At 63.3% G+C, this 24,642-nt stretch carries 31 protein-coding genes and 2 pseudogenes; 8 read left to right on the forward strand and 25 right to left on the reverse strand.

The features are described from left to right. Positions 1–79: 79 nt before the first annotated feature. Together HH800_RS27535 and HH800_RS27540 are read right to left on the reverse strand one after the other, a co-directional pair. A complete protein-coding gene (locus tag HH800_RS27535) occupies positions 80–349 on the reverse strand; it encodes a PAS domain-containing protein (RefSeq protein ID WP_169800216.1) in 270 nt (89 codons plus the stop codon). Positions 350–359: 10 nt separating this feature from the next. Further along, positions 360–1,154, reverse strand: a pseudogene (locus tag HH800_RS27540) (alpha/beta fold hydrolase). A 223-nt stretch (positions 1,155–1,377) separates the two neighbouring features. Here HH800_RS27540 and HH800_RS27545 point away from each other — a divergent pair. After that, the gene (locus HH800_RS27545) at positions 1,378–2,328 is read left to right on the forward strand and encodes an NAD(P)/FAD-dependent oxidoreductase (RefSeq protein ID WP_066701760.1); all 951 of its coding nucleotides are present in this window, start codon (positions 1,378–1,380) and stop codon (positions 2,326–2,328) included. 33 nt (positions 2,329–2,361) lie between these two features. Here the strand turns inward: HH800_RS27545 and HH800_RS27550 are convergent, their stop codons facing one another. Then, positions 2,362–2,625, reverse strand: a complete 264-nt coding sequence (locus HH800_RS27550; protein WP_066701758.1) for a hypothetical protein — start codon at positions 2,623–2,625, stop codon at positions 2,362–2,364. Positions 2,626–2,728: 103 nt separating this feature from the next. Between HH800_RS27550 and HH800_RS27555 the strand changes: the two genes are divergently transcribed. Beyond that, complete coding sequence (locus HH800_RS27555) at positions 2,729–2,917, forward strand: hypothetical protein (RefSeq protein ID WP_066701756.1); 189 nt, start codon at positions 2,729–2,731, stop codon at positions 2,915–2,917. A 78-nt stretch (positions 2,918–2,995) separates the two neighbouring features. Here HH800_RS27555 and HH800_RS29425 read toward each other — a convergent pair whose 3' ends face one another. From HH800_RS29425 to HH800_RS27565, 3 genes are all read right to left on the reverse strand, one after another. Further along, complete coding sequence (locus HH800_RS29425) at positions 2,996–3,130, reverse strand: hypothetical protein (protein WP_267886517.1); 135 nt, start codon at positions 3,128–3,130, stop codon at positions 2,996–2,998. Continuing rightward, on the reverse strand, positions 3,127–3,459 hold the full coding sequence (locus HH800_RS27560; RefSeq protein ID WP_066701755.1) for a PilZ domain-containing protein: 333 nt from the start codon (positions 3,457–3,459) through the stop codon (positions 3,127–3,129). The genes HH800_RS29425 and HH800_RS27560 overlap by 4 nt, the downstream gene beginning before the upstream one ends. A gap of 91 nt (positions 3,460–3,550) precedes the next feature. After that, positions 3,551–4,330: a transglutaminase-like domain-containing protein gene (locus HH800_RS27565; protein WP_066701754.1), complete on the reverse strand. Its 780-nt coding sequence runs from the start codon at positions 4,328–4,330 to the stop codon at positions 3,551–3,553. Positions 4,331–4,485: 155 nt separating this feature from the next. Between HH800_RS27565 and HH800_RS27570 the strand changes: the two genes are divergently transcribed. Then, positions 4,486–5,991, forward strand: a complete 1,506-nt coding sequence (locus HH800_RS27570; RefSeq protein WP_066701752.1) for an ABC1 kinase family protein — start codon at positions 4,486–4,488, stop codon at positions 5,989–5,991. 39 nt (positions 5,992–6,030) lie between these two features. Here HH800_RS27570 and HH800_RS29270 read toward each other — a convergent pair whose 3' ends face one another. From HH800_RS29270 to HH800_RS27590, 4 genes and pseudogenes are all read right to left on the reverse strand, one after another. Beyond that, positions 6,031–6,225 carry a hypothetical protein gene (locus HH800_RS29270; protein WP_232037462.1) on the reverse strand — a complete coding sequence of 65 codons (195 nt, stop codon included), beginning with the start codon at positions 6,223–6,225 and terminating at the stop codon, positions 6,031–6,033. A 134-nt stretch (positions 6,226–6,359) separates the two neighbouring features. After that, positions 6,360–6,527 (reverse strand): annotated as a pseudogene (locus HH800_RS27580) (Na+/H+ antiporter); the annotation flags it as partial. 31 nt (positions 6,528–6,558) lie between these two features. Next, the gene (locus HH800_RS27585; protein ID WP_011950649.1) at positions 6,559–6,867 is read right to left on the reverse strand and encodes an alkylphosphonate utilization protein; all 309 of its coding nucleotides are present in this window, start codon (positions 6,865–6,867) and stop codon (positions 6,559–6,561) included. A 14-nt stretch (positions 6,868–6,881) separates the two neighbouring features. After that, on the reverse strand, positions 6,882–7,205 hold the full coding sequence (locus HH800_RS27590) for a helix-turn-helix domain-containing protein (protein WP_008829942.1): 324 nt from the start codon (positions 7,203–7,205) through the stop codon (positions 6,882–6,884). Positions 7,206–7,302: 97 nt separating this feature from the next. Here HH800_RS27590 and HH800_RS27595 point away from each other — a divergent pair, with 97 nt between their 5' ends. The 4 genes from HH800_RS27595 (at position 7,303) to acpP (ending at position 10,611) form a co-directional block, all read left to right on the forward strand. Further along, complete coding sequence (locus HH800_RS27595; RefSeq protein ID WP_048938212.1) at positions 7,303–8,910, forward strand: phosphoenolpyruvate carboxykinase; 1,608 nt, start codon at positions 7,303–7,305, stop codon at positions 8,908–8,910. Between the two features lie 58 nt (positions 8,911–8,968). After that, entirely contained in the window at positions 8,969–9,388 is a 420-nt protein-coding gene (locus HH800_RS27600) for an acyl-CoA thioesterase (RefSeq protein WP_048938211.1), read from the forward strand. A 62-nt stretch (positions 9,389–9,450) separates the two neighbouring features. Continuing rightward, positions 9,451–10,158 carry an HD-GYP domain-containing protein gene (locus HH800_RS27605; protein ID WP_305851985.1) on the forward strand — a complete coding sequence of 236 codons (708 nt, stop codon included), beginning with the start codon at positions 9,451–9,453 and terminating at the stop codon, positions 10,156–10,158. Between the two features lie 216 nt (positions 10,159–10,374). After that, positions 10,375–10,611 carry an acyl carrier protein gene (gene acpP / locus HH800_RS27610; protein ID WP_066701786.1) on the forward strand — a complete coding sequence of 79 codons (237 nt, stop codon included), beginning with the start codon at positions 10,375–10,377 and terminating at the stop codon, positions 10,609–10,611. 73 nt (positions 10,612–10,684) lie between these two features. On the opposite strand, the gene HH800_RS27615 is transcribed toward acpP, so the two are convergent. From HH800_RS27615 to HH800_RS27625, 3 genes are all read right to left on the reverse strand, one after another. Further along, a complete protein-coding gene (locus HH800_RS27615) occupies positions 10,685–11,308 on the reverse strand; it encodes an HdeD family acid-resistance protein (RefSeq protein ID WP_066701749.1) in 624 nt (207 codons plus the stop codon). 13 nt (positions 11,309–11,321) lie between these two features. After that, the gene (locus HH800_RS27620; protein ID WP_083952560.1) at positions 11,322–11,960 is read right to left on the reverse strand and encodes a Bax inhibitor-1 family protein; all 639 of its coding nucleotides are present in this window, start codon (positions 11,958–11,960) and stop codon (positions 11,322–11,324) included. A 259-nt stretch (positions 11,961–12,219) separates the two neighbouring features. After that, positions 12,220–12,537 carry a hypothetical protein gene (locus HH800_RS27625; RefSeq protein WP_232037463.1) on the reverse strand — a complete coding sequence of 106 codons (318 nt, stop codon included), beginning with the start codon at positions 12,535–12,537 and terminating at the stop codon, positions 12,220–12,222. A 74-nt stretch (positions 12,538–12,611) separates the two neighbouring features. Between HH800_RS27625 and HH800_RS27630 the strand changes: the two genes are divergently transcribed. Next, a complete protein-coding gene (locus tag HH800_RS27630; RefSeq protein WP_066701781.1) occupies positions 12,612–12,821 on the forward strand; it encodes a hypothetical protein in 210 nt (69 codons plus the stop codon). A gap of 8 nt (positions 12,822–12,829) precedes the next feature. Here the strand turns inward: HH800_RS27630 and HH800_RS27635 are convergent, their stop codons facing one another. The 12 genes from HH800_RS27635 to HH800_RS27690 form a co-directional block, all read right to left on the reverse strand. Next, complete coding sequence (locus tag HH800_RS27635; protein ID WP_066701741.1) at positions 12,830–15,640, reverse strand: conjugal transfer protein TraG N-terminal domain-containing protein; 2,811 nt, start codon at positions 15,638–15,640, stop codon at positions 12,830–12,832. Between the two features lie 16 nt (positions 15,641–15,656). After that, positions 15,657–17,120 carry a conjugal transfer protein TraH gene (locus tag HH800_RS27640; protein WP_066701739.1) on the reverse strand — a complete coding sequence of 488 codons (1,464 nt, stop codon included), beginning with the start codon at positions 17,118–17,120 and terminating at the stop codon, positions 15,657–15,659. Further along, positions 17,120–17,935 (reverse strand): conjugal transfer protein TraF, encoded by an 816-nt coding sequence (locus HH800_RS27645; protein WP_066701737.1) that lies wholly within the window; start codon positions 17,933–17,935, stop codon positions 17,120–17,122. Before HH800_RS27645 ends, HH800_RS27640 begins: the two co-directional genes overlap by 1 nt. Before the next feature lie 215 nt (positions 17,936–18,150). Next, positions 18,151–18,543, reverse strand: coding sequence for a hypothetical protein (locus tag HH800_RS27650; protein WP_232037464.1), 393 nt, complete (start codon positions 18,541–18,543; stop codon positions 18,151–18,153). Then, positions 18,524–20,386, reverse strand: coding sequence for a conjugal transfer protein TraN (locus HH800_RS27655; protein ID WP_066701736.1), 1,863 nt, complete (start codon positions 20,384–20,386; stop codon positions 18,524–18,526). The genes HH800_RS27650 and HH800_RS27655 overlap by 20 nt, the downstream gene beginning before the upstream one ends. Beyond that, positions 20,386–21,129, reverse strand: coding sequence for a type-F conjugative transfer system pilin assembly protein TrbC (gene trbC, locus HH800_RS27660; RefSeq protein ID WP_036528769.1), 744 nt, complete (start codon positions 21,127–21,129; stop codon positions 20,386–20,388). Before trbC ends, HH800_RS27655 begins: the two co-directional genes overlap by 1 nt. 10 nt (positions 21,130–21,139) lie before the next feature. Then, a complete protein-coding gene (gene traU / locus HH800_RS27665; protein ID WP_066701734.1) occupies positions 21,140–22,162 on the reverse strand; it encodes a conjugal transfer pilus assembly protein TraU in 1,023 nt (340 codons plus the stop codon). Next, positions 22,159–22,431: a hypothetical protein gene (locus HH800_RS27670; RefSeq protein WP_169863516.1), complete on the reverse strand. Its 273-nt coding sequence runs from the start codon at positions 22,429–22,431 to the stop codon at positions 22,159–22,161. Before HH800_RS27670 ends, traU begins: the two co-directional genes overlap by 4 nt. Beyond that, a complete protein-coding gene (gene traW / locus HH800_RS27675) occupies positions 22,431–23,084 on the reverse strand; it encodes a type-F conjugative transfer system protein TraW (RefSeq protein ID WP_066701729.1) in 654 nt (217 codons plus the stop codon). The genes HH800_RS27670 and traW overlap by 1 nt, the downstream gene beginning before the upstream one ends. After that, positions 23,081–23,644, reverse strand: a complete 564-nt coding sequence (locus HH800_RS27680; RefSeq protein ID WP_232037466.1) for a S26 family signal peptidase — start codon at positions 23,642–23,644, stop codon at positions 23,081–23,083. The genes traW and HH800_RS27680 overlap by 4 nt, the downstream gene beginning before the upstream one ends. After that, the gene (locus tag HH800_RS27685) at positions 23,625–24,272 is read right to left on the reverse strand and encodes a TrbI F-type domain-containing protein (protein WP_036528775.1); all 648 of its coding nucleotides are present in this window, start codon (positions 24,270–24,272) and stop codon (positions 23,625–23,627) included. Before HH800_RS27685 ends, HH800_RS27680 begins: the two co-directional genes overlap by 20 nt. Beyond that, positions 24,265–24,639, reverse strand: coding sequence for a hypothetical protein (locus tag HH800_RS27690; protein WP_036528777.1), 375 nt, complete (start codon positions 24,637–24,639; stop codon positions 24,265–24,267). The genes HH800_RS27685 and HH800_RS27690 overlap by 8 nt, the downstream gene beginning before the upstream one ends. Between the last annotated feature and the right edge of the window lie 3 nt (positions 24,640–24,642).

Raw genomic sequence — 24,642 nt, forward strand, 5'->3', positions numbered from 1 at the left:
ACCGACAGGTCGGCCCTCCACATCCACTCGCCGCCATTCCGTCAGGACCGGCAAGCGCCGGCCTTCAGCGCATCTCAGATCAATGGCGACCTGCCGGACGACGCCCTCCCTGTGAAGAAGCGGCGACACATGGGTCTCGGAAAAAAATCCGACCGGCCGGCGTCAGCACATCCTGGATTTTCCGACCGACCACATCGGCTTTGCCGACTCCCAGCCATGACAATAGCGTCGCGTTGATCCTGACAACGCGCAGCCGGCTGTCGAGCGTCACATAACCGCACGGGGCATGATCGTAGAGATCGTCGAGCGTTTCTTCGGGAGGCTGATCGTCGGGTGGCGGCTCGGACACTAGGGGCGCCTCAGCTATCCAGAAACTGGCGCATCGCCTCGATGGTCTCGGCCGGCGCGCTCATGTGCGGACAATGGCCGGTAGCCGCCATGATATGTAGCTGCGCATTGGGCATTCGCGCCGCCACATACTGCCCGACCTCTTCGGGGGCGACCATATCGCTCATCGTTTGGAGGACGAGGGTCCGGGTTTCGCATTTTGGTAAATCGGAGCGGTGGTCCGAAAGAAACGTCACGCGCGGGAAATGGGCCGCGATGCTGGGATCGGTGCGGCAGAAACTCTCGCCCAGATCAGAACCGAGCTCGGGCCTGTCGGGATTGCCCATGATGGCGCGGGATCCGTCACGCGCCCATTCGAGAAAGTTGCTGTCGATCACCTCAAGCAGTTCATCCAGGTCCTGGCGCGAAAATCCGCCCTTGTAGCCGGGCTCGTCGACATAGCAGGGCGAGGGACACACCATGATGAGGGAGGCGAAGCGATCCGGCTGCTCGATCGCGGCAAGCATACCCATCATCCCCGCGACCGAATGACCCGCAAAGATGACGTCGGAAAGGTCGAGTGCGTCCAGAACCTCCAGAATGTCGCGCTTCTAACCGTGCAGGCTGCTATATTTTTCTGGATCGAAGCCGGAAAGGTCCGACTGGCCCGCGCCGACATGATCGAAGGCGACCGTCCGGTACTCGGTCGAAAAGGCGGGAATGACGTCCTTCCAGGCCTGTTGGTCGCACCCGAAGCCATGGGCAAATACAATTGTGCGACGGCCGCTGCCAGAGACGGTCACATTGTTTCGCTGAAGCACGCTCATTCGTTCCGCACCAACTCCGTCCGTTATTTCCGGTGGCTTATATCTTCGTACATGCGCGGCGCGGGTGCAAGAACTTGCGAGCCTTGGCCGCCGCGACCGGTCTGGTCCGTGGACGAATGGTTGGCCTGCGCGACCCATTCTCCTATAGCGGGCACGCGGATCGCCCGTACATGATCGGGCGTTAACCTCCCCAGGGGTATTTGCATGCAGTCTGCTGGCCACAATGCCCGATCCTGAGACCTTGCGCCGCAGCCGCGCAGCACCTGATGATCTGGATTGTCTGGTGATCGGAGGTGGGCCCGCGGGCCTCACGGCGGCGATCTATCTCGCCCGCTTCCATTTGCGGGTCGTGATCGCCGACGCCGGCGCCAGCCGGGCCGGCCTCATCCCCCTCACCCGTAATCACGCCGGCTTTCCCGAGGGTATTGCCGGGGCGGACCTCCTTGCTCGCATGCGCGAGCAGGCTCTTCGCTATGGCGCGACGCTCGCCCAGACCTCGATCGCGCGGCTGGAGCGGGCCGGAGACGATTTCGTGGCCCATGGCGAAACGAACGCGTTCAGGAGCCGGACCGTGCTGCTGGCCACTGGCGTTTCGAACCATCGGCCCCCAATGGATGAGGCGATGCACGCCCGGGCGCTCGAGCAGGGATTGCTGCGTTACTGTCCGATCTGCGACGGCTTTGAAGTGACCGATCAGCGCGTCTGCGTTCTGGGGACTGGCGAGCGCGGGGTGAAGGAGGCGATCTTCCTGCGCAGCTATTCCCGCGACCTGTCTCTGATCGCTCCGGCCGGCGCGCATGATCTGTCCGACGAGCAGAGAATGGCGCTGCGCGATGCCGGAATCGCCGTCGTGGACGGGCCCTGCGCCAGCTTCGCGATCGGGGAGAACGCCATCGAGGTCGCGACGCCCGCCGGCACGCAGACTTTCGCGAGCCTCTATCCTGCGCTTGGATCGACGATCCATTCTGAGCTGGCGGTCGATCTCGGCGCCAAGGCAACGGACGATGGCTGCCTGGTGGTGGACAGCCACCAGCGCACCAGCGTGCCGGGCCTCTATGCGGCCGGCGACGTCGTCCTGGGGCTCGACCAGATCAGCCATGCAATGGGCGAAGGGGGAGTCGCAGCGACCACCATTCGCAACGACCTTGCGGAGCGCTCGCCGCTTCGCCGATAACCCCTGACCGTTCTTTGAGGGGACGGGCCCCTTTCAGCCGTCCTTGCCGCCCGAAATGACCGTGAACGGTGCCCCCTCGATGCCGCAGTTGCGGATCGCCTCCACGAACCCTTCCGTCATGAATCCCTCATAGCCCGGGACCAGATGGCCGCATTCCTCAACAAGATCGCCAAGGCTATCGGGACTATGGCGGCCCGACAGGAGCGCATCGCGGGCGAAGGCGCCCTGCAGCCGGATGAGATCGCGCCTGAGGTCCTGGACCACCGTGGCCAAAGCGTCGAGATCTTCCTGGGCCATGCACCGCTATAGCGCTTTACCGTAGCATTCGACAGCGTAATAAAATTTCTCTCGTCCGGGCCGCAGCCGCCCGGGGCGGGGAACACCGCGATGAAGAACGAACATGTCGATACCGATCTTGGGCAGTACCATGCTGCCAAGGCTCTGCTCGCGCTCGCTCAGGCTGAAGACCGTGCCGCCGCTGCTGCTGCTTCGCCCGGTGAGCGCGGGCCATGCCGCGGCCTGCTGGATGGCGCTTCAGGAAATGTGGCGCCTCCTCTCCGGCCTGCCTGCCAAAGAGACGCTTCACTGACCAGATATCGAGCGACCCCTCCTGCAGACTTTCCTCGCCTCGCATTGTGGCGAGACGCCGCGGGACGGGCGGCCATCGTCAGGGGAGCAAGCGGACTGAGCTTTCGTGGAAGGAGAGCCAGCGCGCCCGCAGCGTTTCCGCGCTCGAACCGGTCCCCGCCATTCCGGCATAGCCCGCGCCGACGATCGCGGCCAGGAACAGAAATGTCTTCATGCCGGCTTTTCTTCCGCCGAAACCGTGCCGCGCAGCGCTACGATATGATCGCGTAGCGGTTCGTAGAGCGGCCAGTCGAAGGATAATCCCGCCTCGTCGCCGGCGACCCAGCGTACTGTCGCGGGAATACCCTCCAGGCCTTCCAGGCGAAGGGTTACCATTTGTGCGGGAGCGACCCGCTGGCCCCTGGTCACCAGGCAGCAGCCGCCCCGCGACAGGTTGGAGACGTGCCCGGCGATCTTGCTGCGGAATGTTCGGCAGACGGCCGTGGCCGCAATCGCCTCACGCGGAAACTGTCTTTCATCGCTCTTGCCGGCCGCATGGTTCACATGTCGCCCCCCGTACGGCCCTGTCTGCGCCAGCTGTGTAAAGGATCGGTGAAGGGCGCCCTTTCCGCGCAGAATTGGCCTTGCCGGGCGGTCAGGACGCGGCGGCGACTTCGACGGTCTGGCTGTTCAGGACGGCGCGGCCATAAGCGGTGAGGAACGCGACGTCGGCTGCATCCCGGCCCACGCCGATCTTGGCAATTGCGGCTTCCTGCGCCATGCCGGTTGCATCGACCAGATGCCATTCGCCGCCCAGGAACACCTCTGCCACCGCATGAAAATCCTGGGGCTCGACGCCGAGCGCATAGACGCTGGCGATACGCGCCGGGATCCCCGCGGCCCGCACCAGGGTGATCAGAACATGGGCATAGTCGCGGCAGATGCCCTGCCGGCGAATGAAGGTGTCGGCGGCGGTTGTGTCCGACGTACTGGCGCCCGGCACATAGCTGAAGTGGCCATGGACCCAATCGCGCATGGCAATGACTTTCTGGCCGCCCTCCAGACTATCGAATTCAGCGCAGACGAAGGACTGGAACTGGTCGGACGGACAATAGCGCGAGGGCATCAGATATTGTGCGGTTTCGCCCGGCAACTGGTGGGGCGGGATCGCTGGCAGCGCCAGGCAATCGTCGAGGATTCGGTTGATCGAAACCGTCGCATGGTAGTCGACGCGCAGTTCGCTGCCGACGCGCACCCAGATCCGCTCCCCGATCATATCGTGCGCGGCGACACGCGCGAAATGATCCGTCTCCGACAGGTCGATGTGCGCTTCCTCGATCGATTGCTCGGGGATCGCCGCGGCTTCGAGCTGCAGGAGGACGTCTGTCGGCCGGTCGAACCGATAGTCGAGCTGGGCATGAATGGCGATCTCCATCAGGATCCTTCGCGTAGCAAGGCGCAGCCCTGCACGACGCGCGGGATGGCTCTCACGAAACACGCCCTTGCTTCCTACGTTCCTGCCGGCGCACCGCGACCCTCGCGAAAACGTCGCCCCTTCGTTTCCGGTGCGCAGCCCCTATCTCTGGGGCCATGTTGAAAAGCTTGATGGTAGCGGCCCGAGATCGGGACCGCCTTGCCGAGGTCACCGGGGTCCTGGCGCGCTATGGCCTCGACACGGCGATCGACCGGCTCGGCCTGGGCGGAAAGGATGCCCTTTCGGGCGAGGCAGCGGCGCTGCCCGCACGCACACGGCTGGCGCTGGAGGAATTGGGTCCCACCTTCGTCAAGCTCGGGCAAATTCTCGCCACGCGCAGCGATCTTCTTCCTCCCGACTGGATCACCGAATTGGAGCGGCTTCACAGCCAGGCGGCGACCCTCCCGTTCGAAATGGTGCGGCCCACCATCGAGGAGGCTTTGGGAGAACCTGTCGGCAAGGCGTTCGCCGCGTTCGATCCCGAGCCGCTTGCCGCCGCTTCGATGGCGCAGGTCCACCGCGCCCACCTGCACGATGGTCGCGCCATCGTCCTCAAGGTCCGGCGGCCCGGCATCCGTCCCCGCATGGAAGCGGATCTGCGCCTCATCGCCGAGTTCGCGGCGGTACTCGAGCGGGCCAGTGCGGAAATCCGGCGCTTTGCGCCCACCGCGCTCGTCCAACAGCTCGCTTCCGCAATCCTGGAGGAACTCGACTTCACCAACGAGGCCCGCAATGCCGACCGCTTGCGCGCCGATCTCGCCGGCAACGCGCAGGTCGTCATTCCCCGGATCCACTGGGAATGGACCTCGGAAACGCTGCTCGCCATGGACTATATCGAAGGGGTCGCGCCGCGCTCGGCAGAGGCCCTCGTCCAGGCGGACATCGATCCCCACGCGATCGCATCGCTCGGCGCCCAGGTCGTGCTCGACATGGTCCTTCTCACCGGGCGGTTCCATGCCGATCCCCACCCCGGCAATCTCCTGTGCTTGCCCGGAAACCGCCTCGCCTTGCTGGATCTAGGCCTGATTGGCCATGTCAGCCCCCGGCGCCGGGAAGAGCTTTTGCGCTTCGTCCAGGCTATCAATATCGGAGATCCGCAGGCCTTGGCGGAGACGCTCGCCCTATGGTCCGCCGGTGAGAGCCCGCCTCGCGAGCGGCTCCTTCTGGCGGCCGAACAGCTTGTCGCCCGCCATGGCGGCATGCGCCTGGTGCTCGCCACCCTGGTCAACGATTTTTTCGCGCTCATGCGGCAGGAGCGGCTGACCGTCCTGCCCGACCTGCTGCTTATCTTCAAGGCACTGGTGACGCTCGATGGCGTGCTCGCCAACATCGCCCCCGGCTTCGACCTGACCCTTGCCCTGCGGCAGGCTGCCGGGCGCATCGTTGCCTCGCGGCTCGATCCCGCTGCCTGGACCCCGGTACTCCAAGGTCTGCTGCTCGAGATCACAAGGATCGGGCAGGATGGCCCGCGGCTGCTGAGGCTGATCATCGAGCGGCTGGAGCGCGATCAGTTCATCCCTCTGCAGCGTGGGGGCACGGAGATCGCCGCGGCCGGGCGGTGGATCGCGGGCGCCATTGTCGCAGGATCCCTCATCCTCGCGACCGCTCTGGCGCTTTTCTAAGGCGACCCGATGGAGGCTCGCCGCTTCGCGGCTGCCTTTTCAGGCGGCCGAGAGGGGGTCTTCGATCACGCGGAGCAATTCGCGATGGTCGACCGGCTTCGAGACAAAGACAGCATCGTTGGGCAACGCGCCTTGCTCAGGCCGAACGGCGCCTGAGGAAACGATAAGAGCGATGGGAGGATAGGCATCGCGAATATAGCGCGCCAGGCGCAAGCCATCCATCGATCCGGGCATCTGGATATCGGTGACGACGATCCGGATCGAGGGCAGCGCCTGCAGGACCTCAAGAGCCTAGGCGGCGTTGGAAGCCTCCTCAACCGTATAGCTCTCGCCCTCCAGGAGATCGACAAGGATCATCCGGAGCACCGGAATATCTGCGGGTCGAGCGTGACCCGCCAGTCCGCGGCCAACCCGATGAGCGCTCCAAGTCCAATCTGAAACAACGGCCGGGGCAAGGGCAAGGGCAGCATTCGGGACAGTATGCCGCTCAGGATCACCGCGAGCAGCAAAAGCAAGACGATCGAGATGACTTCCAACAGGGTTCCTCTTTCTTAGCGCCAGGCAGGCTCAGCGCTTACGGACGAATTCGGCGCGCAAAACGAGGCCCTTGATGCCCTCGTAGCGGCAATCGATTTCCTGGGCGTCGCCGGTCAGGCGAATGGACTTGATGAGCGTGCCGCGCTTGAGCGTTTGGTTGGCGCCCTTGACGGTAAGGTCCTTGATCAAGGTGACGCTGTCGCCATCGGCAAGAACATTGCCTACGGCATCGCGCACTTCGACCGCATCGCCCGGGTCTACCGCGCGGGCCTTCGCATCCTGCGGGCTGATCCATTCGCCGGATGCTTCATCATACACATAGTCGTCCGAACTGCTCATCATCATCCCTTGGTTCACTGCGGCGGCGTCGCGCCGGCCTCTTCCTGGTCGTACAACAGCGACGGCACGGTGCCGGCGGAGCGACCGGACTTCGTCTCGCGCAGGCGCACGCCGCGTCCCACCCCGCTGCTCGGCGCGTTCTCGCCGAGCAGTTCAATGCCGGCGCTTTCAAGCGCGCCGATCACTTTTACCAAGGTGTCGACCACGCCGCGAACCTGCCCCTCCGAGGCTTCCATGCGCTGGATGGTCGGCAGCGAAAGCTGCGCGAGCTGGGCGAGTTGGCGCTGGTCAATCCCGAGAAGGGCGCGAGCCGCACGCATTTGTTGCGAAGTGATCATGCGCCCTCATGACGTATGAAACATCAAATTGCAATCTTATCCAATCACAGATCATGTGTGATAAGGCTTGCTAAACCAGACTCTTAAGGATCGACAATTGGCCTCCCAAGTTTTTCCCATCGCTTTCGCGCCTCGAGCTTCCAGCACGCTGCATCGCAATCTGGGCACCGCGCCCCTGATCGAGCAGGCGCCGCGCCGGGGAGAGGGCGTGCTTTCGCGCGACGGAGCCTTCGTTGTCGCAACGGGCAAGCACACCGGCCGTTCCGCGCAGGACAAGTTCATCGTCCAGGATGGCGAGACCGAGGCGGCGATCTGGTGGGGCAAGACCAATGTTCCCATGTCGCCCGAGCATTTCGCGGCGCTCAAGCAAGACTTCCTGGGCGCGCTGGGCGCCAAGGACACCGTCTTTCTTCAGGATCTCTTCGGGGGCTCGCAGAGCGAGCATCGCATTGCGGTACGGGTCTACACCGAGCTCGCCTGGCACAGTCTCTTTGTTCGGACCCTGCTGGTTCGTCCCAGCACCGATGAGCTCGCGACGTTCGTGCCTGAATATACGATCATCGACCTGCCGAGCTTCCGGGCCGATCCTGAACGCCATGGCTGCCGCAGCGAAACCGTGATCGCGGTCAATTTCGCGCAGAAGCTCATTCTGATCGGCGGTACGGCCTATGCCGGCGAGATGAAGAAGTCCGTCTTCAGTCTCCTCAATTACTTGCTGCCCGAGAAAGGCGTGATGCCGATGCATTGCTCGGCCAACATTGGCCCCAAGGGTGACACCGCCGTCTTCTTCGGCCTTTCGGGGACCGGCAAGACGACCTTGTCGGCAGATGCGAGCCGCACGCTGATCGGCGACGACGAGCATGGCTGGTCGGACAGCGCCATCTTCAACTTCGAGGGCGGCTGCTATGCTAAGGTGATCCGTCTGTCGGCCGAGGCGGAGCCCGAGATCTACGCCACTACGCGCCGCTTCGGCACGATCCTCGAAAATGTGGTGATCGATCCTGAAACGCGGATCATCGACCTGGATGATGACAGTCTCGCCGAAAACAGCCGGGCCTCCTATCCGATCGAATTCATTCCCAACGCGTCGGCCGACAATCTCGGGCCTGTACCCCGCAACATCATCTTCCTGACGGCCGATGCCTACGGCGTCCTGCCTTCAATTGCGCGGCTGACGCCCGAGCAGGCCATGTATCATTTCCTCTCGGGCTACACCGCGCGCGTGGCAGGCACCGAGATCGGCGTGACCGAACCGACCGCAACCTTTTCCACCTGCTTCGGCGCGCCGTTCATGCCGCGTCATCCGTCCGTCTACGGCAATCTGCTCAAGGATCGCATCGCGCGAGGTGACGTCAAATGCTGGCTCGTCAACACGGGCTGGACCGGCGGGAGCTACGGCACCGGCAAACGCATGCCGATCAAGGTGACCCGCGCTCTTCTCAATGCCGCGCTCGATGGCAATCTCGACGGCGTCACCTGCCGGATCGACCCGATCTTTCGGTTTCAGGTTCCCGTCGCCGCGCCCGATGTCGACGACACCATCCTCGACCCGCGCGAAACATGGGCGGACAAGGCTGCCTATGACGCAACCGCGGCCAAGCTCGCGCGCCTGTTCGCCGAGAATTTCGTGCAGTTCGAGGATGCCATCGATCTCTCCGTCCGCAATGCCGGGCCGCGCGTCGAACTTCACGCCGCCGACGCTTGATCACCAACGTCTCGATAAGGGAACGGCCTTCCAGCCTGCTTGTGCTATGACAAGAACCATGACCACCGCGATTCTCCACGCTTTCGAGATAGGCATCGATCCCTCCGACATCGACTTCATGGGTCACGTCAACAATGCCAGCTACCTCAAATGGGTACAGGATGCCGTACTCGATCACTGGCGCTCGCTCGCACCCAGGGAGGCCGTCGCGGCCCATCTCTGGGTCGCGCTCAAGCATGAGATCACCTATCGGCGTCCGACCTTTCTCGACGACCGCGTCATCGCCGCGGTCCTGCTGGAAAAGGTTCAGGGCGCCCGCGCCTTCTACGATACGGTGATCCGCCGAGGCGAAGAGGTGCTCGCCGAAGTGAAGTCGAGCTGGTGCTGCATCGATGCGGCCACCCTGCGTCCCGCCCGCCTGGCGCGGGAGGTGATCCAGCACTTTTTCACCGCCGATCCCCCTGGCGCTGCAGCTTGAACATAGCTGCCCACCAGCCCGTCTGGGGGCATCCGAACCGAATAATGAGCTTCCGGTATAAGATGTCCGTTCCGGGCACCGTCCTCGACAAGCCGGGCTCGCTGAACAATGACGAATTCGAGATCATCCGCGCGCATCCGCAAAAAGGGCACGAGCTTCTGCTGATGACCGAGGGCATCTCACCCATCGCCCTCGATGTCTGCCTGCACCATCACGAACGCGTCGACGGCACCGGCTACCCGTTCGGTCTGACCGCGGAGCAACTCTCGCTTCATGCACGCATGGGCGCGGTGTGCGACGTCTATGATGCGGTAACCTCCCGGCGCCCCTACAAGGATCCCTGGACGCCGTCCGATGCCTTGGCGAAAATGCTCGAATGGGAGGGCCATTTCGATCCCCACGTGCTCGATGCCTTCATCTCCAGCATCGGCATTTATCCTGTGGGCACACTCGTGCGCCTGCGCACCAATCGGCTCGGGATCGTCGTCGCCGGTAATGCGCGCGAACCGACCATGCCCGCCGTGCGCGCTTTCTTCTCCACGATGGAGCGCGAGTTCCTGCCGCCCGAAACCTTCATCTGCTCGGCGACCCTGAAAGGCGATGCCGCAATTGGTATCGAAAACGGCGAGGCGTGGTTCGGTCCGCGATGGCCCATTATCCAGGCGTTCGTGCTCGATAATCGCATGCCGACGGCCGATCTGATCGGGACCGGCCAAGCCAACATCGCTTCGCCGGCACTGGACCAACCGCGCGTCGCGACGGGAAATTGATCGTTCTGGGTCACAGTTGCCGCCGCGATGCCGACGGTGCCCTCATCGCTACATGCTGACGCAAATCTCTGAAGAACGGCCTTGGCTTTGCGAGTGGCTTGCCCTCTCGAAGCCCCCCAGTTTCCGCGACTCTGCGTGACGTTTGGGGGCTCTTTCGTCTAGAGAGGGACAGAGAATGCCATGCGGCATCCGCCAGCATGGCCCGCGGGCAAAGACATGACTGATACTGATACGCGCGTTGCAAACCTGGTTGCCCAGCAACTGGGTGTCGATCCCGACAAGGTGAGGCCGGAATCCCGCTTCATGGAGGATTTGGGTGCGGACAGTCTGGATGTCGTCGAGCTTGTCATGGCGATCGAGGAAGGCTTCGATGTCCAGATACCGGACGATGATGCCGAGAAGATCGTGACGGTGAGGGATGCCGCTCTCTATATCGAAGCCGCGATGGTCTAACGCGCCTGCGGCGCCACCCACGGGATCGATGCGGCGAACCCAAGTTTCGACTTGGGTCGCCGCACGCTTCCTTTTACGCCGCCACCGCCTCTGGATCAGGTCCCTTGTGGCCCTGTCGCGAAGCCCGCAGCCGCCAGGCAAGGCTGATCAACAGCCCGCCCCCGAGCAAGGCCCAGGCGCCGATAAGCCATGCGACGGACAGGATCGAGGCGATCGGCTGCAGATAAAGCAGGACCAGTATCGCGACGCCTAGCCCGACGGTGATCGTGCCGGAAAGGGCGAGGAGCACTTCCCCGCGGATTTCCTTGCGCAGCCGAACCGCCGCGACGATCTCGAGCAAGCCGACCGCTATCGCCCAGGCAGCAACCAGAACCAGTGTCGCCAACGCGTAGCTGACGGTGAATTCCAGCGGCAAGGCTACGAAGAGGCCGGCTGCTACAAGTCCGAGCACGCCGCGCAGGACCAAGGCGATCCACCGGTCCTCCTTGTGCGCGGCGCCCTGTATCCCGGCAATCAGTGAGGCGATGCCGTCGACGCCAGCAAAAGCGGCAAACAGCATCGTGAAGGCAAAGAGTGCGCCCGCAGGGAAGAGCAGCGCCGCTATGCCCAGCGCCAGAGCCAGGACACCGCGAACCATCATCCATTTCCAGTTTTGCGCCACCAGCGGAACGCCGCGCCAGAGCGAGGTATCGTGCATGTGCCGTCCTCCTTTACTCGCGCCGCTGACCCATGAAGGTCAGCAGCAACTGGAACAGGTTGATCAGGTTGAGATAGAGCGAGAGTGCGCCAACGATGGCGAGTTTGCTTGCCTCTTCCTGCCCGGCATAGGCATAATACTCGTTCCTGAGACGCTGCGTATCCCAGGCCGTCAGGCCGGTGAACACCACGATGCCCGCGATCGAGAACAGCATCTGCAGCGTCGAGGATCCCAGAAACAGATTGACGATGCTGGCCGCCACGACAGCGAGCAGACCCACCATCACGATCGGGGCCCAACGCGACAGGTCAGCGCCGGTGGTATAGCCCCAGAGGCTCATCGCCGCGAACACCGCCGCGGCCGTAAAGAAGGCGAGTGCAATGCTCTCACCCGTGAACATTAGGAAGATGCTGGCCATCGAGATGCCCATGACGCCGGCGAAGACGAAATAGGCTGTCCGGGCCATGGCGGCCGACATCTGATGTAGGCCGAACGATAGCAGAAGTACGAAGGCCAGAGGCGCAAAGATCGCCACCCACTTTAGCGGCGTGCCGAATATGGGCTCGTACAAGGCCGGCGTGGACGCGACGCCAAACGCGACCAGACCAGTAAGGGCAAGACCAAGCGCCATGTTGCGATAGATGCCGATCATGTGGTTTCGCAGGCCGGCATCGAAGCCCCGGTCGATGGGGCTTGCCCTGCGCTGCGAAGGCATCGTCCGATTGAACAATGAATCCATAGCTCTCTCCATCGATTAAGACGACAGATCGCGCGGGCGCAGCGAGAGGCTTATAGCGAACCGCAACACCGAGCACGCCCGGTGCGCCGACCTGTCGTTCAGCGCGACAAGCCCGGCCCACGAACCGAAAAATGTGTTTCGGTTTCCGGGGTTTCAAGACCTGTGCCCCGCTCTATCCGGTCGTATAAAGGACACCCGCGAGCGAAACGCAGAACACGGACAGCCACATGAAAATCTGGCTGAAGACGTGCATTACGACGCCGACCCAGCTGTAGTGCCGCCTGAGCACGGCGGCCGATCCAACGGCGACGAAAAAGACGATCAGTGCCGACGCGGAAGGTGTGGGATCACGTGAGAGCGTTTCGTCGAACAACGGCAGCAGCCCTAACGCTGAAACGAGGAGCCACGAGAACATAAATGCCAGGTTGCCCGACAGGTCGAGGTCCTGATTTACAGGGCTGCCCCGCTTTAAGGCCGCACTTTTGATCACGGTATTGTCTCAATTGTGCGAGGTTGTCCTGAATCTGTTTCGCCGGTATATTCATGGTGACTTTGGAGGATCTCATGGGCCAGCATGCTCGGTTTGATATCGACACGTATAATCAGACGAAGAATCTGAGTGGCGGACCGGTGGTTGGGGTCGTCTATGAGGAAATCCCCTTCATTGAACCTGCGACAGATGAGCAAGGGAATGTCACGCGGTCGGGAAAGATTGCCTATCTCGTGGCGTATGCCGTAGCGGCAGTCGCACTCGGCTATTGGTTTTGGATGTAGGCGACCGCTCACTTTCTGAGCTCGGGGTCCAGGAAGAACCCTTTATTTTGTCCCTCGTTGACTTCCGACTGGACACGGGCCGCTCCTTCTAAATTCGCCGCTCTGCCCGCCTGCGCAGATGCTCGATCTCCATCTAGCGAAGCTTTACCTGATGAGATAACGGCAGCGGCTGCGCCCGGATTACCGGCACCCGGCCCAGCCGGAATGCCGCCAGCACCATGCGGATGATAAGTCGCCCTGACATCGGCTGCGGACGACACGCGGGTGCGGTGTACGTCAACAAGATCCGGCTCGTTCAGGCTTCCGCGAATTTCCTCGTAGATCGCTTCACGCTTCTCCGACATCCACCGCTGGACCATCTCATCCCGGACACTGCGCTGATGCTCGGAAAGATCCGTCGCCCAGATCTCCGGAGCGTCCAGGCCAGGATTTGCAACTTGCTGTGCGCGGTACCAGTTCGCGAGGTCCTGGCTGAGGTTCGTGCTGAGCTGCATGCCGTGGCTCTCGGCCCAGCTGGCGTCGCGGGATAGCTGCTGGGACAATTCCTCCAGCTTGCGCGCGGACTCCTGATATGAACGCGCACGGGAAAGAGCGTCTTCAGTGCTCACCGAAGCCGACGAAGTCTGCGAGGCGCGACTGAACACGCCGCTCCGGCTGTAGGTACCGTCTGAAGAACTCGCGCCGGTGCCGTTCGAATGTTCGTCGCGTACCCCACTGGAAGCGGTGTTGGAGCTATCGGTGGAATTGGTTTGTCCGGTGGAATGCTGTAGCTGATCCTGTTGTGTACCGGATTTCGAAACGGACCCACTTATGCTTGGAAGCGTGCGGCCTCCGCGACCTCCTTGCGTCCCCGCCCCGGTCCCGGTCGGGCCGCCGAGCCCCCCGCCCAGCGCTCCATTTATTTGATCCGCCGCTATGACATTCCGATCATGACCGTTCGACACCCGCTGCGACTGCCCGATCGAGGATCTGTCTTCCAGCCCCTGGGAACTGCTTCCCGTTCTCCGGTCGAACTGTTCGATCGAAGTGTTTGCCTGACGGCCGCTGCTCGAATCCCATCCCGACGACCGCTCGGTCGAGGTTCCAAATGCGCTGCGATTGGTATGGGTTGAGGTCAGAATGTCGTTTGCGGCGTTTTCATAGGCCTGCGACTGACGGTGCGCCTCGTTTGCCATTTCGCGCCATTCGGCGACGGCCCCCGACGACATTGTCGGCGTGAATGCTAGGCGCGAAATAGCGCCGCCCGTATCGAAGACCTCTTGCCCGTTGCCAAAGCCATTGATCAGCGCGCCATTGTCCTGGCGCCAACTCGTCATCGGCGCGCCGCCCATATAGCTCGGCGCCTTGGTCCACTGGTCGCTCTGCTGCATGTTGGACGTCGAATTCGCCCAGCTGACATTCCCATAGGAATAGTTGCCCGTCGTCTGTTCGAGGGCAGCGGCTTCGGCGGCGTTCTGTGCGGGCGCGAGCATGGACATGGACTGGCCGGCGATAGACATCGCGCCGCGTGCCAGTCCGGCCGCGAGGAAAGGGACGGACATCAGCATGAATCCTGCGATCGTCGCAGTCTCACCGTTCACGGCGCCGATGCCCGCGAACGTGCCAAGCGTAACGCCGCCCGAGGCGATGCCGGTCGCTGCGGTCTCGGCGCGCGTCATGCAGATCATATGCAAGATCACGTAAAGCGGGCCCCAGGCAGCCAGGTAGAAGAAGCCGACAGCGTAGCCCTTGAGCGCGCTCAGCCCGGTTTGCGGCATGAGGAAGAGCGGGAAGATGACCGGGAACATCGCAAAGAACACAACTGTCAGAACGATGTTGAGGATGGGCACCCAGGCCATCGCCTGTTGCGCAATCGAATTGTAGGTATTGCGGGCCTGTACGTCGGCACGGGTCTGCGCGAACGTGTCGATCGCCGCCGCCCCCGTGCCACCCGCCATGGAGTTGCGCGCCTGCATGAATGCGTTGATCGCAGTGTTCTGCCGCATATAGTCGGCGTAGCTGCTTCCCGACCCCGTGAAAGCCTGGTTCACAATAGGAACATCATGCTTCAGCTTGTCGGCAGCAAGCGCGTTGCTGAGCTTGGGGTAGACCTCTTTCGCCCAGATCGGGGTGTTAGCCTCGATCATGTTGGCCCACTGACCCGAAAGACCTTCATAGGCCTGGCGGCACGTCACGATATAGCTCGTGACCGCGCCGCTGCCGTCCTTTTCCAGCCATTCCTGGGAGCGTGCTTCCGAGCCCGGGCCAATCGCGGCCCAAAGATCCTGCGCCTTCGACAGCTCGGTCAGCGATTTCTGGTTGAGCATGACGTCGCCGAACACACAGTTCTTGAAATGCTTCTCGAGATTGGTCGCAAACTCGGCGTCGCGGATTACGAAGTTGCGCGTCGCATCGAACAGCCTCGCGCCATAAACCATGCCGTTGGTCGTGTAATTGAGCTCGCCGGGCATCACGAACACGGTCTCGGCGGTGCGTGTCATCCAATCGCCGATCTGCGTGGTGAAGCTCGCCAGCACGCCCAGTCCCAACGGTACGTTGTCGATCGTCGCCGGCGCGAGCGACGGATTTACCCTGTCTGTTACCTTGATGTCGACGGTCGGCACCATGAGGCACAGGTAGATCGCCGTGGCCTGGAGAAACCAGTTCATCCACGCTTTGTAGTTGAGCGTGAAGGCCACAACGAGAAGCGAATAGATGAGGCCCATGACCATCACGACCCGGAGCAGCGCGCGATAGCCCCCGCCTCCCGACCAGGCCGCTACAGCATTGAAGGTATTGACCAGATATTCGCCGCCACCGACCGTGAAGACCTCTAGCATCGCCTGTTCCCCGGCTTCAGTTCAGCCCCTGCGAGCTCAGCCCGCGCGAGAAGGTCAGCGCCGAAGCCATGCCCGGCGTCATCGAATTCTGCAGGGTGGACTCCAGCATCATGCTGCGATTGATGAGCTGCATCGTGACCTGCAGCTTGTTGTTGAGCTTGACGTCGCGCTGCGCGTATTTGGCCCGAGCCGCGGCGATCTGCGCCTTCCACTGGGCCGCGGTAGCCTGGTCGAAGGTCTGGTAGTGGACCTGGCTTTGCTCGACCCGGTCCATCATATTGTCGAGCATAGCGGTGAGCAGGTCGACCGCGACGATTTCCGACATTGCCTGGATCTCGCCGGGCGACAGCGAATAATGCGCATAAGCCTGGACGCTCAGGATCTTGAAGATCGGCACCGTCGCGATGTTCAGAAGCTGCTTTTCCGCGGCATCGAGTGGCGTATCGCTGCGGATCTTGTCGTTCATCGACTGGATCAGCGCTTCGATCCGGGGACGCAACGCGGACGATGCTGGCACCGACAGCGTCTGCGCGCCGACCTCGTAGCAGTTTTCGTCATTGCATTTGAGGAGCTTCACCGGCGGCGCATCGGCCGTACCATCCAGAAGCGCGGTCACCACGGCGTCTTCGGCCGGGCCGATCATCACGACCTTGCCGCCGACACTCGGATCGTCCGACGGCTTCGTGATTACCGTACCCACCAGGGTCATGATGAATTCGGAGAAGCTCTGGTCGAAGGCGCCGAACTTGCCTGCCTTCTTCAAGGCCTCCCAGGTATAGTTATGCGGCTCGCCAACAAGTTGGTCCTTCATCGACGCATCGCTGTTTCCGGCGATCGTGTTATCGCGCTGGTTGCCGTTGTTGCAGCCCTGCCGTGAGGCGGCCCAGTCCGAGAATATGCCCTGGCTGTTGCCGATGGCTTCGCAAATGGTCGAGCGGGTGGTGTCCATCTGCGGCCAGATGCCGCCAACCAGCGCCTGCGCGGTCTCGCAGCTCGAGATGTTCATCTGGTTGAGGAGCTGAGCCTTCTGGCTGAACTCGTCCATCACCTTGCCGATTTCCGGAGAGACGGAGTCAATCGCGAGCTTGAAAGCAAAGCCGAGCGCATTGTTGGCGGTGGCCTTGAGCATCGCCACGATCTCGGAGGCGTTGATGAATGAGAAGGACCCCGAAAAGAGGTCGATGCCGCCGCAGCCTGCTCGAGCGCTTGGCAACTGCAGGTTGAACGGCGACACCGACTTTTGCGGGAAGCGCGTCCAGACATTGCCCATCGAATAGTAGCCGGCCGACTGGCCCTGGAAGGCGCTTGGGCCCGTCACATTGGCCGCACCGCCCGCGTCGTTGAAGAAGCTGTTCATCTGGCCCGCCACATCGGCATGGGCAACGCCCACCAGCGCGAAATGCGATGCCGCCAATAAGGCGGCGCCATGACCGAGGCGCCGGATCGCCGCCCGTGCCCGTCCGGAACTCTTGCGTGCCATCAGTAGTCACTCCCCACCTTGGTGTTGGTGAGCATGAAGATCCGGTCCATGATCTCATCGGCGCTGAGGATGCCGTACCCGACCGGGATCGTCCGCTTCGTCTGGGTGTCGAACAGGACCAGCGCCGGCGTCTCGTTGCCGGTCAGTCCCATGCGGGCACGCTGGCCCGTGTCGACGACATAGTTGGGAAATTCCTTGTTTGGGCCGCCGTCCATCGAAATCGCCATGACCGCCATCCGATGGCTGTCGGCGACCGAGCGCAGGATCGGCGCGAAGAGCTCGCAGGCGCCGCAGCTTTGCGCATAGAAATAGAAGAGCCCGTAGCGCTGGCTGAGGCTCGTCAGGACGGCATCCCGATCCGCCTTGCGATTGTCGAGCCAGGCTCGTTTGCCGACCGTCGAAACCGGGCGTTGCAGCGTGTAGTCGATGTCGGGATGCTGCCAGAGAGCGCGCTGCCACGTATCCGCGAAAGTCGAGGCCCGGTCGAGCTGCTCGCGCTGGAAGCGCACATAGGCGATGACATTCTCTTCGGAGGGGTCAAGGATCGCGCGGGCCTTGAGCTCATCGAGCTCCTTTGCGATCGCGGCCATGCGTTCGGCAGCCGATGGCTCGGGCGCCTGCGGCGACGCTGGGCGGGTCTCGCGCGGCTTGGGTTTCGAGCAATAGAACCATTGCCCCAGGCGGCGCTCGCCACAATAGAAGTCGTCGGGCGATTGCCCGTCGATCGTGTCGCGGCTTGCCCCGGCCTCCTGCGCGTTAACAGTCATGGGCATCAGCGCCAGAACCACTGCGCAAATCCTAGTGAACTTCGACATGGCTCGGGATCCTTTCCTGCGGCTGTGGCGCAGCGGCAAAGTGAGGCGCGGAAGGGCGGGCGGCGGTCAGGTCGAGCGCCCGGGGGTGGACGCAGCAATCGGACGGGCCGGCGTCCCTCGCTGCGCGGCACGGCGAACTTCTCGCCGTCGCAGGCTCGGGCGGCGGCTGTGCGCCTGGGCCTGTCAGCGTCAGCACCAAGGCGAAGATGACGGAATCAATTATCGGCAGGGCCATTGTCCAGTTCTCCCCTGGTAAGGCGCAGCACCGACATCATCAGCGCCACGTCGATGAGCCGGGTGCCTTGATCGAGCATCCGGATAATTCCCTCCACGAGCGGTCGCGCTGCGCGGCGGCCCTGCTCGCTCGCCTTCACGGCCTCGCCGACCGGCGTCAGCCAGCCACGGCTCACCATGCCGGGGACCAGCAGCGCGACCTGATCGGCGGGCATGTCGCCGAACCAGCCATGCATGACCGCGAAGATCTCGCTTGCTCGGATGGGCGTGCGGGCGCGGAAGGCGCAGACGAAGATCGACAGCTCGAGAACCGTCATCGCGCTTTCGTCCCCGGCATCGCGGGGTAGCCCCGGATCATTTGCCGTGGAGATCATAGTAATCCTGTATCTTCGACTGAATGTCCGTCATCGTCTGGACTTCGTCGGGAAGCTTTGCTGCATCCAGGAAGTCCGAATAGATTTCGGTGAAATCCATCACCGAGAGGTCGAGCGAGGCGAACTCCTCGATCGTGAAACCCTGGCACTGCTCCTTCTTGGGCGCCCCCCAGGGCTTTCCCAACTGCACGCGGCCCTGCTCCTGGAGAATCCGCGAAAGCTTGCTTTCAAAGCAACAATAGGCCGTGCGCTTGGTCTTGCAGATGCCCAGGAAACTCGATGAGCAGTAGGTGCCCAGATTGTGGCAAAAGCCCATCCGGTCCTTGATATCGAGCCTCATCTCGTCCTGAGAACAGGCGAACAAGACGAGGAACGGCGTGGCGAAGGCCGCGATCGCGGCCGGCCCGCCGGCCAGAGCGGCGGCGCCCGCCGCTACCGGCACCAATCCCGAAACCTTGCCGGCACAGCAGTTGATGAGGCCAAATACCGGCTTGTGACAAGTCTCGCGTACGCCAGAAAAGACCCGGTAATTGGTCTCGTCGAACTCCTTGCCGGCCTGGTCGATCGAGTGCAGCGCCACCAGCGCATCCTTGAATTCGGTCGAGGCCTGCCGTTCGATCGGCTCGCAGTCGCCGTTGATGCAATAGACGTCATCGCCGCAGATATATTGTGGGGCGTCGGCCGAGGTGCCCGACGCCGTCGGGCAACGATAGATCTTCTCCTGGACCTTGCAGGGTCCGCCGTCAGGATCCTCGTCCAAGCATTCGGTGCGTTGGTAGGTGCAACTGCCATTGGCTTCCAGTTCTGAGCAGTCGTTAGCCGACGAAATGGTGTGGCACTGGTAGCTGCGCTGCCACGCCCAGCACGGCTGCGTGACAGGGACACCATCGACGATCCGGGTAACCGGATCGCTTGCCGTGCAGATCTCCGATTCCAGCGTGCAGTTGCTGTCGCTGGCATAGGCTGCGCAGAGACCCTCGTTGCGGGTGATGACGGGAACCGCCGGTTCCTCCTGCCTGGTCAGCCAGTAGTTGCCGGTCGAAATCACCGTGCCAGGGTGATAGGCGCCCTCCGTAATCCCTTGCGCTTCAGCGCTGCACTTCACCTCAACGGCCGTGTGGCCCAGGCTCTTGCAGGTGTCGGCCGCCGTGTAGCCATAGGCCGCCATGTTGTCGCAATAGTCGATGGGTCGGCTTTCCCAGCAGACCCCCGAGGCGATTTCATCGTCGAACGCGGCACGGGCCGGATAGGGGCCGCCATCGCTCGGCAGGAAACTCAAACGGCCGGTATAATAGGTGTAGATCGTCCGCTTATCGGTGCGCACATCCAGATTGACGGTGCAGCTGCGGGCGTTGGTCGTTACCTTGGCGCCCGCGTTGCAACTCGCTTCATAATAGCCGCTCGTGCCCGATCCGGGCGGAAGCGCGGTGCAGCTTCCGCTCGTCCCGCCATAAGCCTCGCCCGCCAGATAGGTGGAGGGATCCTCCTCAATGGTGGTCGCGCGATTGGTCGTCGAAAGAATCTCGGCATTGCTGAAGGTCGGGCGCACATGGCTGCTGTCGGTCGTGATCTGATACTGCTCGCTACTCGACTTAAGCGCCTGGGCATCGTTGATCAGCTTGTCCGGATCATCGAAATAGCTGCCCTGCGGGAGGGTTGTCCCCGAGAACCCCGGCACGGCTTCGGCCTGCGCGTTGTCGCTGGGCACCAGGACCGGATTGGCTTTGGCCGCAGTTCCCATCGCCTTTCCCTGCTCGCGCGCTTCCTCCAGCGTGGTCTGCGCCTGTGCGGGGAAGCTGGCCCCGGCCAGGACCGCCAGACTGATTGCGATCGCGAGGCGCATCAGCGCTGCGCCCGCATATTCGAGAGGCCAACGGCGGCGACCCGGGCGCCCGGACCATTGCCGTCGGCAAAGCTGCTGAGCGCATATTCCACGGTGACATTGCCCGTCATGCGGTCATAGGGCGGCACCTTTGTCTGGCAGGAGAAGCCGGCGCACAGGTCGAAATCGGACGACACGGCAACATAGGTCGGGACCGCCTGCACATTGAAAGCTCGGAACAGTCGCGGATCGATGCCGACATTGGCGAATTCGTCCTGGCGCTCGACGATCTGCCCGAGCCGAGCCGAAAACTCCTTCATGCTATTGTTCGGAAAGCCGCGGAACACCACGACGCCGCCAGCGCGCGCCGTATCGCGAATAAGCGGCTTCAGGGACTGCGGCGGCATCGAGAGACTGGCGAAGACGATGAATTGCGGCGCCTCGCCGCTCTTGACGCTGGCATTGCCGGCGGCGCCTTGCACGATCTCATCGAAGTCGATCGCGCCGTCGGGCCCCTTGGGCAGATCCTTGGCCGCGACCTGCCGCATGTTTTCGGTGCCGGCTTCACGCACCGCGACGGCTTCCTCGCGGAACTGGTCGCCGCGATCCTTGACGTGGTTCACGAAGGCTTCGGCATCCGCGGCGAGATCGGCCGAGCGCTTCTTGATGGCCTGCACGTCGAGACCATCGACGGTCTGAGCGAGCAGCGCCGATACACCGGCGGTAGCAAGCAGGGCGGTAACGCCCCAGGCAGCGAAACGCATCGACCCCTCCCTACAGGACACAACAGTTGCGCTTGCGCCAGACGAGGTAGCCCATGTCCTCGCCGCCGGCGGGATAGGCGCGACCCGCATCGGGCGGCATCGTGGAAGCCCCGATTGCGGAGCAGGCGAACCTCCCGCTCACGGTCGGGATCGGATTGACCATCTGGAAGCGATATTGCTGCTTGCGCATGATCGGCATGAGGTACTTCTTGCACAGGCCCTTCGAGCCCATCGTCCCCCAGGCCAGCGCCTCGCGGTGCATCTTGTAGGCGAAGCGGGAGACCGCCAGCCGCGACGACTGCACATGGCCGATCGAGGCCGGGACATTGCCGTTGAGCGGGTACATCGAACCCTGGCAGCCCGCGCACCAGAAGAGCGGATCGAGCGGTAGGTTCACCGTTCCGGCAATGCAGTCACCCGCGCAGGCGGCCTGAGCAATCGGATTGGCGAAGATGATCGCTTCGGGGTTGATCAGCGTGGTGAGGGCATCGTCCTGCCAGAGCGGATCGATCTCGGTCATATAGGCGATGTCGAAGCTCGCCTGCTCGAAGCAGACGAAGTCGGTGAGGATCTCCATCCAATAGAGCAGCGGATACACATACCAGTGCACATGCCACTTGGCCGTGCTTTGCGACCGCCCGCCGACCATCGAGGGACCGGCGAGATAGCCCTGTCCGATATCGAACCCGGGGGCGATGCGAATACCGCCCAGGTTGGGGAAGCACCACGGCTTCATCGTCACATCGGCCAGGCGAGCCGGCTCCCAGAAACCGACGGCAATGCCAATGCGCGGCAACGGATCCGCGCAGGCGCAGACCGGCGAGGCGGGATTGCTGGTATCGGGCCGGCCGCTCGGCCAGATCTTGAGGCCGCCCACCGACAGGGGAAAGAGGCACGACCAGCAGACGTCGGTGATCGGATTGACGAACTTGCCGTTGCAGGTCGGTCCGGCCGCTTGCGCTGGCGCCGCAAAAAGCACCAGCGTCAGGAGAAGCGACACAGCGCCGAGCAGGGATCGAAGACCGCGCGTCATTCTCGCTCTCCCAATTGATCGAGATAGGCTGTGTCAGCGCGCTGCTTGCGAGCCAGATACAGCGCTGTGTAGAGCGCCGTGCCGACGAGCAGCGCGAGGGCCACCGCCGCGACGGCCGGGCGGCCGACCCATTGGCGCAGCGGGCCGCCCCCCCCGACCACTAGCGCGAGAAGGATGCACAACGCCTGCCACGTCCGGCGCATGCGGCGCAGGTCGCTTGTCTCGGGCGCGGCCATCGGCGTGCGCAGGAGGTCGAGCCACAAGGGCATCAGCCCGCCCTCCCCTTGAGCGCATGTTCGGTGACCCGCATCACGCGGCCCGCCTGGCTGACGACGGCGGGCGTGTGCTCGATGCCGAAGCGGCCAGTGAGCTTGCCCTCCTGGTCGAAATAGAAGCGCCGCTTGCGCTGCGACATCGCCTCGATCGGCGATCCCTTCACGAAGATGATCTTCGCCTTCATGTCGCTATATTTGCCGCAAGCCCAAGCCAGCTGCTCGGCATTATCCCCATCGACGAAGACAAGATCCTGATGAATGCCGACGAAATCGAGCGGGTTCACCTTCTGACCCGCCTTTGCGATCATATTTCCCTTCTGGTCGCGGACATCATGGTCGATGCGAACCGAGGGATCGAAATCCCAGCTGCGCGTCTCCTGGGCCGGCGAGATACCGGCCACGGGATCTGGCCGCCGCACCTTGGCCTCGACCCGCTTGGCGAAAAGCGCGTTGGTTCGCGCCAGTTCGCCGCTCGCTTCGGCACGGCGCAGCCGCGCCTCGATCGTCGCGAGCAGGTCAGGCTCGATGATCGGAAAGGCCTGCCCTGCCGTTCCATAGTCGCGCGCCTCGCTGGCGGAGCCGGCGAGAAGCAGGGTCGTGCCGCCAAGGCATGCGGTCGTCGCCGCCAGCAGGATGGTGCGCCTCATAGTAGCGGCTCCCCGGTCCCGATAATCTGGCGCGCGCAGACGAATCCGATGTCGGCATAGCGGCTGTCGAACCCGTCCTTGTGCGGCGTCCCGACAAAATAGCAGCCCGCCGGGACCGGCCCGGTCGCGCCGGGCGTCAACAGCTCGCCCAGGCGCGAGGCTCGCTTCATGCGCGCCACCATGCGCCCGCCGATCAGGACGTCGTTCCCGCTATGGGAAACGACATCGCCGGGGAGACCATAAACCAGCTTGCCGAACATAGCGGGCCGCGCTCCGAAATGGCGATGCACGAGAGCGGTCGCGGGCGGGTCGAAGAAGACATAGTCACCGCGGCCCGGCAGTCGGCCCCGATCGATGAGGAACGCCCAGTTCGGCAGGGACTCGCTCGTGTTGATGAGGAAGGCATGACGATCGCGCCAATCCGCGATCGCGCCCAGAACCACTGTGCCGACCGACAGGAGCCCCAGCGCCGCCCAGAGATGCTTGCGCGGTCGCCAGGCCGGCGCGGGGTGCGCCGGCACCATCGGGGTTTCGCCCTTGTCACTGAGCAGGGCCGACATCGGGCGCTCCAAAGCTCGACACGGTGGCTCCCTGGGCACCAACGGCCGGGGGCAGGACGGATGGAACCGGTTGGGCAGTGGCTTGTGCGGCGCTCGCCGGCGCGGCCGTCCGCGGATCCTGCGGCACGGGCATCTCGGGCGCGGCCTGCAGGCTCATTTGCTGCAGGCGCTGCAGCTCCTCGGCCGTTATCCGCTTGGGTATCGGCACGCCCGAGGCGTAGACTGCCTTCTTCACCGTTTCCGTAATGTCATCGACATTCTTGCTGAGCACAGCCTCGCCGACGAGGATGACGTCGCCATGGGCGCTGCGACGCGCAAGCTCCTTGTCGAGCGATGCCATGAAGGCCTGCATCTCGGCCTTGACCCGCTCAGGTGGCGATGCCGAGTAGCGCTGCGCCTCGACATATTCTCCGACCAGTTCGGAGAGCTTGACCGAGACGATATGATCGGGCCGGGCACTCACCTGCCGGGTCACCCACATCGCCCAGACGAGCGCCGCGAGCAGCAGGAGCCCGCCCAGCATCTGCCAGCGGGTCAATCCTGCGAATAGGGTCCGGCGGCGCGAGCGCGTGGCTTTGCCAGACGGCGCGGGGACGGGAGGAAGATCGAGTTCAGCCTGCTCAGCCATGGGAACGGTTCCCTTCAGACACATGACGCGGAATGATGAGATGTCGGCGCAGCACGATGATCGCGCCGGCCAGGAGAAGCTGCGCGCAGGCCAGCACCTGCTTGAACGATGCGATGCGCGCTGGGTCCGCGGCGACGTAGCGGCTCGCCATATTGGCCAGCTGGTGCATCATGCCGTCGATCGAGAAGCCGCCGATCGCCAGGAAGAAGAGGAAGAACAATCCCCAGCTGATCAGCAGCGACGACAGGGTGAAGCCGAAAAGGTGGAGATACCAATAGAGGATCGTGCGCAAGTCGAGCCGGATGCACGGGGTAGTCGCCGCCGGTGGGCTTGGCTTAAGCGTCTCTTCGCTCGGGATGGATGCCACTGG

The organism is Sphingobium yanoikuyae (assembly GCF_013001025.1).
Taxonomy (GTDB): domain Bacteria; phylum Pseudomonadota; class Alphaproteobacteria; order Sphingomonadales; family Sphingomonadaceae; genus Sphingobium; species Sphingobium yanoikuyae_A.

Excerpts from the sequence above, each read along its gene's own strand:
- HH800_RS27545 (WP_066701760.1), top strand. The coding sequence starts at position 1,378 with ATGCCCGATCCTGAGACCTTGCGCCGCAGCCGCGCAGCACCTGATGAT.
- HH800_RS27550 (WP_066701758.1), bottom strand. The coding sequence starts at position 2,625 with ATGGCCCAGGAAGATCTCGACGCTTTGGCCACGGTGGTCCAGGACCTC.
- HH800_RS27555 (WP_066701756.1), top strand. The coding sequence starts at position 2,729 with ATGTCGATACCGATCTTGGGCAGTACCATGCTGCCAAGGCTCTGCTCG.
- HH800_RS29425 (WP_267886517.1), bottom strand. The coding sequence starts at position 3,130 with ATGAAGACATTTCTGTTCCTGGCCGCGATCGTCGGCGCGGGCTATGCC.
- HH800_RS27565 (WP_066701754.1), bottom strand. The coding sequence starts at position 4,330 with ATGGAGATCGCCATTCATGCCCAGCTCGACTATCGGTTCGACCGGCCG.
- HH800_RS27570 (WP_066701752.1), top strand. The coding sequence starts at position 4,486 with ATGTTGAAAAGCTTGATGGTAGCGGCCCGAGATCGGGACCGCCTTGCC.
- HH800_RS29270 (WP_232037462.1), bottom strand. The coding sequence starts at position 6,225 with ATGCCCGGATCGATGGATGGCTTGCGCCTGGCGCGCTATATTCGCGAT.
- HH800_RS27585 (WP_011950649.1), bottom strand. The coding sequence starts at position 6,867 with ATGAGCAGTTCGGACGACTATGTGTATGATGAAGCATCCGGCGAATGG.
- HH800_RS27590 (WP_008829942.1), bottom strand. The coding sequence starts at position 7,205 with ATGATCACTTCGCAACAAATGCGTGCGGCTCGCGCCCTTCTCGGGATT.
- HH800_RS27600 (WP_048938211.1), top strand. The coding sequence starts at position 8,969 with ATGACCACCGCGATTCTCCACGCTTTCGAGATAGGCATCGATCCCTCC.
- HH800_RS27605 (WP_305851985.1), top strand. The coding sequence starts at position 9,451 with ATGTCCGTTCCGGGCACCGTCCTCGACAAGCCGGGCTCGCTGAACAAT.
- acpP (WP_066701786.1), top strand. The coding sequence starts at position 10,375 with ATGACTGATACTGATACGCGCGTTGCAAACCTGGTTGCCCAGCAACTG.
- HH800_RS27615 (WP_066701749.1), bottom strand. The coding sequence starts at position 11,308 with ATGCACGATACCTCGCTCTGGCGCGGCGTTCCGCTGGTGGCGCAAAAC.
- HH800_RS27620 (WP_083952560.1), bottom strand. The coding sequence starts at position 11,960 with ATGATCGGCATCTATCGCAACATGGCGCTTGGTCTTGCCCTTACTGGT.
- HH800_RS27630 (WP_066701781.1), top strand. The coding sequence starts at position 12,612 with ATGGGCCAGCATGCTCGGTTTGATATCGACACGTATAATCAGACGAAG.
- HH800_RS27635 (WP_066701741.1), bottom strand. The coding sequence starts at position 15,640 with ATGCTAGAGGTCTTCACGGTCGGTGGCGGCGAATATCTGGTCAATACC.
- HH800_RS27640 (WP_066701739.1), bottom strand. The coding sequence starts at position 17,120 with ATGGCACGCAAGAGTTCCGGACGGGCACGGGCGGCGATCCGGCGCCTC.
- HH800_RS27645 (WP_066701737.1), bottom strand. The coding sequence starts at position 17,935 with ATGTCGAAGTTCACTAGGATTTGCGCAGTGGTTCTGGCGCTGATGCCC.
- HH800_RS27650 (WP_232037464.1), bottom strand. The coding sequence starts at position 18,543 with ATGATCTCCACGGCAAATGATCCGGGGCTACCCCGCGATGCCGGGGAC.
- HH800_RS27655 (WP_066701736.1), bottom strand. The coding sequence starts at position 20,386 with ATGCGCCTCGCGATCGCAATCAGTCTGGCGGTCCTGGCCGGGGCCAGC.
- trbC (WP_036528769.1), bottom strand. The coding sequence starts at position 21,129 with ATGCGTTTCGCTGCCTGGGGCGTTACCGCCCTGCTTGCTACCGCCGGT.
- traU (WP_066701734.1), bottom strand. The coding sequence starts at position 22,162 with ATGACGCGCGGTCTTCGATCCCTGCTCGGCGCTGTGTCGCTTCTCCTG.
- HH800_RS27670 (WP_169863516.1), bottom strand. The coding sequence starts at position 22,431 with ATGCCCTTGTGGCTCGACCTCCTGCGCACGCCGATGGCCGCGCCCGAG.
- traW (WP_066701729.1), bottom strand. The coding sequence starts at position 23,084 with ATGAGGCGCACCATCCTGCTGGCGGCGACGACCGCATGCCTTGGCGGC.
- HH800_RS27680 (WP_232037466.1), bottom strand. The coding sequence starts at position 23,644 with ATGTCGGCCCTGCTCAGTGACAAGGGCGAAACCCCGATGGTGCCGGCG.
- HH800_RS27685 (WP_036528775.1), bottom strand. The coding sequence starts at position 24,272 with ATGGCTGAGCAGGCTGAACTCGATCTTCCTCCCGTCCCCGCGCCGTCT.